This window comes from Endozoicomonas ascidiicola, assembly GCF_001646945.1.
Classification (GTDB): domain Bacteria; phylum Pseudomonadota; class Gammaproteobacteria; order Pseudomonadales; family Endozoicomonadaceae; genus Endozoicomonas; species Endozoicomonas ascidiicola.
In genome coordinates, this window is record NZ_LUTV01000002.1 from 814,350 (window position 1) to 819,043 (window position 4,694).

Below are 4,694 nucleotides of genomic sequence, written 5' to 3' on the forward strand. Positions count from 1 at the left end.
GAAATTGATGAGGGCGCACAGGATATGCTCAATTTGAAAATTTTATACAGTTTAGATGGTTTGGGGAAATTCTCAGATTAAGTGCTGAATGACGGATACAATATTCAAAGAGCACCATTGCTGGTAAGGAAAATGATAGTACTCGCCTATGGTATAGCCTTAAACCTGAGGCTGGTTCCCCAAGTGCAGTTTCTCACGGTAATCGAAAGGTCGCCTCCAGCTCGACAAACCAGGTGCATACTAACTCTGGCGTACAACTTGAAAGCAAGCTGTTTGATCGAGAAATATCCATAATGGATAAACTCAAAAGTAGGGTGAGTAATCTTTTCTGGTGGCTGAAGAGTTTTGCTCTTTCGACTGAGCGTTATATGAGGAGTATTTCAACGGATTACTTCAACCATTTTAGTATCGATGGAAGCGTGTTTAACGAGTTAGCAGAGCATGAAAGTGTTAGTAAATTTGTAAAGAAAAATAATCTTCCCCATAGCTTAGAAATATTTCTGAATAATTTTCAAAAGCTGGATCAAAAAGTGACGCTTCTAAATAAGGAAAGCACAAAGAGTGTGTTGCGCCTACTCCGGTCGGATAGCACGATCGAACGCAGTGGTAATACGAGTCTCAATACTCTGGCTAACGATTTGCAAAAGCACAAGATTACGTTGAAAAATAAGACTGCCGAAGAAGTGTGGCAGCTAAGTGACCAGCAGTTGGAGGCTTTTAGAAAATCGGCGCTAATCAAAAGTTATCAGCTTTATTTACTACTTCAGGGAATGTCACAAAGTATCACCCTATATAGAGGCGTTGATGGTAGTGGGGCTGATGAGTTAGAAAAGCAGGCTACATTATTATGCTCTAAGTCTTTGGGGCTATGCCATGCAATAATGAAGGCAGAAATGCCCGATAATTATACCGATGAACTATACACAGCCCTTAGCATCACCGATTTGAAAGGGCAGGTATATTTTTGTTCTGACACAGTGCAGCCCAGAGCTGGCTGGGCTGATACAGATACAGCAATACAGTGAGCAAAAACTCTCTTAAGTACTGCTGTTAGTTATTCATATTAGAAAAGTATTAATTAAGGCTCTTAATGGATTCCGGGGAGCTGACATTCATTCGGTTTTCACGACTACCGATAGCAAGTATTCCAGTGTAAAACAGTTTCACTATGAAACTATATAATCTCCTTGATAGCGCCAAATGCTACGAGCGCATTCGTGAACTCCGCTGGCCTGACGGCGTAACCTGTCCCCGCCCGCTGCAAAACAGGCGACATTACTCGTCAAGGGAAGGATGAATCACAGCCTGAACGCCAGCGTTATTTCTGCAAAAGCTGTAGGCGTAAGTTCGATGACCTAACCCTCTCTGTCTTTGCTGGGCATCACCAGCCACTGAAAATTTGAGTCAGCTGTCTACATCTAATGTCTCTGAATGTATCGAATAGCCAGATTGCCCAAGAACTTGAGTACGCTTTACTTTGCTTAGCAAACCTATAATCACCTTTGATACCAAGGTATAGACACATGATTGCAACTTCTTAAAAACTGGATAGTGGTTGGCATTACAATATTTATTACATGAAATTCGAGCAATATTATCGGTTACTGTTACTTTCTTTATAAAAAAGCTGGAACTTATTCCTTATCTCGTAGTCAAAATATTTGACAGCAAACTACCACCTACTTAAGAGATAATTTCTATCACTTGTTAAGGTGTCCAGTTCTATTAGACCAGTACAATAAATTTTCAATCAAAAAAAGGAAAAAAATATGCTCCCATCTAATAAACTTTCCGATCGAGGTTATTTCATCAGTCAACCTACGACTGATATAGATACACCCGCAGAAAGGGTTCAATCACAACCTTCAACTGCACAAGGCTATCTACAGCAACCCTCCACATCAGAAATACCTGATATAACCATAAGGCAAAGGGTACTAGCCCCCACAACATCAGAACAACATATGAATGCCACTAATCCTGACATTGACAGCCAACTACAAAACTGCCTCGAAGAGTTTAACAATCTAATGTGCAGTGTAATTAGCGGCGAAGTAGTAGTTAATCCGGATGACGTTATTGAAAAAGTGCGTAATCAATTATCACATGACCTTTCTACTCAACAAAATGCTAGAGAGCGAACAGAGGATGCAGTGGAAATAATAATAACGAAGACTAAAGAATGTGTCGAGACTATGGTTGAAGAACTCAATAATTTACAAATTGCTTACAACAGTAAATTAAAAACTTTGCTTGATAACACGGGAAAGCTCATTATCAAGGATAAGTATATCTCACAAAGCTACGACAATTCATATGCTGCTGTTTTACTGCTAAACAGACAAGAACGAGTTGACACTTTATTTACAGCACACGGAAATCATCTAAAGAAAACAAAGACAGCAATCGAAAAAGGTTCTATATTACAAAATCAGAAGAAGACCCTTGTAGATTTTATGAAAAAAGAGCTCTTGTCTGACGATAATGAAATACTTGGTTCCTTGAAAAACCGGATATTGAAAGACATGCCTATTGATCAGTCAGTCAAAACTATTATGCAAATTTGGGATGCTGGTGATGCCATGGGGGGGCATATCAGGCAGGGGGGGGGCCGCATTCCTGGGTACAGTGTAACCTTCGTGACGTCTAAAAAAGTAATAGAGGCAGTCAAGAAAGAATTAAAAAATAAAGGCATTAATATCCAACAATAAAAGTAACTATTCAGCACCCCTGAAAGGCAAAAGATAATAGAGGACATCCAGTGCGCCGAGGTAAATCGGCAGGAGATTGAAGGTGAAAGCCCTTCATCCGGTAGGGTCTAGCAAGTCGCCGGAACCCCGAATCACAGGGCTTACGCATCAATTGTATTAGTCACATCAGGTATGAACTACTACACATGAAGTGCATGTGAACACGATGGAGGGATTTTGGTCGCTACTACGCTCATGGTTACGCCCTCACCGAGGGATATCACAAGAGAAACTCCCACTGTATTTGGGGTTCTTTGAGTGTCTGCACAACATTAGGAAGCGTGGGAAAGCTGCGCTATCCGGTCTTCTGGAGGTGCTATTTTGTTAGCTCCCCGGAATCCATTAAGAGCCTTAATTAATAGCTGATATTCAGTTTTCGGAATAAAAAGCCAAGACACCACAGCGGCCCAATCAGCAGAAACTTCAAGTCATCAAGGAACGATGGCTTTTTCCCTTCAACTTTGTGACCAATAAACTGAAAAATCCATGCCACCACAAAAATCCCAATACTGGCTTCCAGCACATAAGCACCCAAAGCTTGAGACAGTGCAGCGGATGCGGCAAAGATCAGAATCATCGCCAATGACAACTTAAAAGAGAGTTTGAAATAAAACAGCATGGTCACTGCCATCATCACCCAGACGGCAATCGGGCTGAATGCCCAGATAATACCAACAATGCTGAAAAGAATGGCTGGAACACAAATCCAGTGGATGAGCTTATTGGTTTTGTTCTGGTGACTTTCGCCGTACTCACTGAACCTAAATTCAGCAGTTAACCCCTGAGCTAAACTCTAACCCTTGCCAATACCGAGGGCTTACAGATGGTTCGACCACCAAAACTCGCTCACCCAATGGGTGAGCTGTCTGAAATGGAAAAAGACCCCTTATCCGTCAAACTCGAAGTCGATTCTTTCGATGGAAAAATTCATGTCGAGTGGGAACCGGAAGCATCGGTCACCCCAATGGGGCAGCTTGCTTTTTTTATACAGTTTTTAAAAGTTGGTCACCGGTTTGAACACTGGATTAATGATTGCCCGTTAACATATAAAAGTCCAAACGCACCTCAAAAAGTGGATGTCATTGGTTCAATCATGCTTTCCATTCTTTCAGGGCATAAACGCTATGCACATATCGGAACGATTATTTGGGATAACGTAAATGCTCAACTTCTTGGAATGAAAAAAATTGTCAGTGATGATTCTGCCAGACGTGGTTTAAAGAAGATTGACGAAAATGAAGCCGTTGAGTGGATGCAAAAACACCTCCATCTCTGCTTTGATCCGTTATTAACCATTCCGTGGATTATGGATGTTGATGTGACCGTGAAAACTATTTACGGTCACCAGGAGGGAGCGGTTAATGGCTATAACCCACATAAAAAAGGCAGACCATCTCACACTTATCACTCATACATGATGGCCAATCTTAAAATAATACTTGAAGTTGAAGTCAGGCCAGGAAATGAAAGTCAAAGTAAACACTCTTTACCCGGTTTAATGGAGTTATTAAATCGACTACCAAAAAGTTGCTGGCCTGAATTTGTTCGTGGTGATTGTGATTGGGGAAGTGATCGGGTTATGAGCGAATTGGAAGACGCTGGTTGCCACTACCTTTTTAAAATAAAGAAACACGACAACGTCAAGAAAGCCATAAGGGATGCACACTGCAGCGGAGGATGGAGGATGGACGAAATACGATAACCATTGGGAGGGAAAAAAATCCGTAATTAAACTATCAGATTGGAAAAAAGAACGGCGTATAGTTATTGTTCGAAAACGGCGTCCTGAAAATGAAATACTGGCTCTGGAAAAACAAATAGAAGATCGACAGCAAACGTTAGCGTTAATCCGTCATTCAGCACCTGTATCAGGAATAAATTTCTTGGTACGGTCGCCCAAGGATTGAAATGATCGTTAACTGCCTCTCCTGCAAACCAACAACA

Annotated in this window: 4 protein-coding genes and 1 pseudogene; 3 read left to right on the top strand and 2 right to left on the bottom strand. The window is 41.3% G+C overall.

Annotated features, from left to right (window positions below):
* Positions 1 to 293 precede the first annotated feature (293 nt).
* Together AKL11_RS07380 and AKL11_RS07385 are read left to right on the top strand one after the other, a co-directional pair.
* Positions 294 to 1,025 carry a hypothetical protein gene (locus tag AKL11_RS07380; RefSeq protein ID WP_067515930.1) on the top strand — a complete coding sequence of 244 codons (732 nt, stop codon included), beginning with the start codon at positions 294 to 296 and terminating at the stop codon, positions 1,023 to 1,025.
* A 744-nt stretch (positions 1,026 to 1,769) separates the two neighbouring features.
* On the top strand, positions 1,770 to 2,711 hold the full coding sequence (locus AKL11_RS07385; RefSeq protein WP_067515931.1) for a hypothetical protein: 942 nt from the start codon (positions 1,770 to 1,772) through the stop codon (positions 2,709 to 2,711).
* Positions 2,712 to 3,105: 394 nt separating this feature from the next.
* On the opposite strand, the pseudogene AKL11_RS07390 reads toward AKL11_RS07385, so the two are convergent.
* Positions 3,106 to 3,501 (bottom strand): annotated as a pseudogene (locus AKL11_RS07390) (Mpo1 family 2-hydroxy fatty acid dioxygenase); the annotation flags it as partial.
* A gap of 120 nt (positions 3,502 to 3,621) precedes the next feature.
* Here AKL11_RS07390 and AKL11_RS07395 point away from each other — a divergent pair.
* Complete coding sequence (locus AKL11_RS07395) at positions 3,622 to 4,452, top strand: transposase (RefSeq protein ID WP_157673454.1); 831 nt, start codon at positions 3,622 to 3,624, stop codon at positions 4,450 to 4,452.
* A gap of 62 nt (positions 4,453 to 4,514) precedes the next feature.
* Here AKL11_RS07395 and AKL11_RS25890 read toward each other — a convergent pair.
* Positions 4,515 to 4,694 (bottom strand): hypothetical protein (locus AKL11_RS25890; RefSeq protein ID WP_216636768.1); only part of this gene is annotated, 180 nt, incomplete at its 5' end.

Bases quoted from the DNA above. Each gene is read 5' to 3' on its own strand.
- AKL11_RS07380 (WP_067515930.1), top strand. From the start codon at position 294: ATGGATAAACTCAAAAGTAGGGTGAGTAATCTTTTCTGGTGGCTGAAG.
- AKL11_RS07385 (WP_067515931.1), top strand. From the start codon at position 1,770: ATGCTCCCATCTAATAAACTTTCCGATCGAGGTTATTTCATCAGTCAA.
- AKL11_RS07395 (WP_157673454.1), top strand. From the start codon at position 3,622: ATGGAAAAAGACCCCTTATCCGTCAAACTCGAAGTCGATTCTTTCGAT.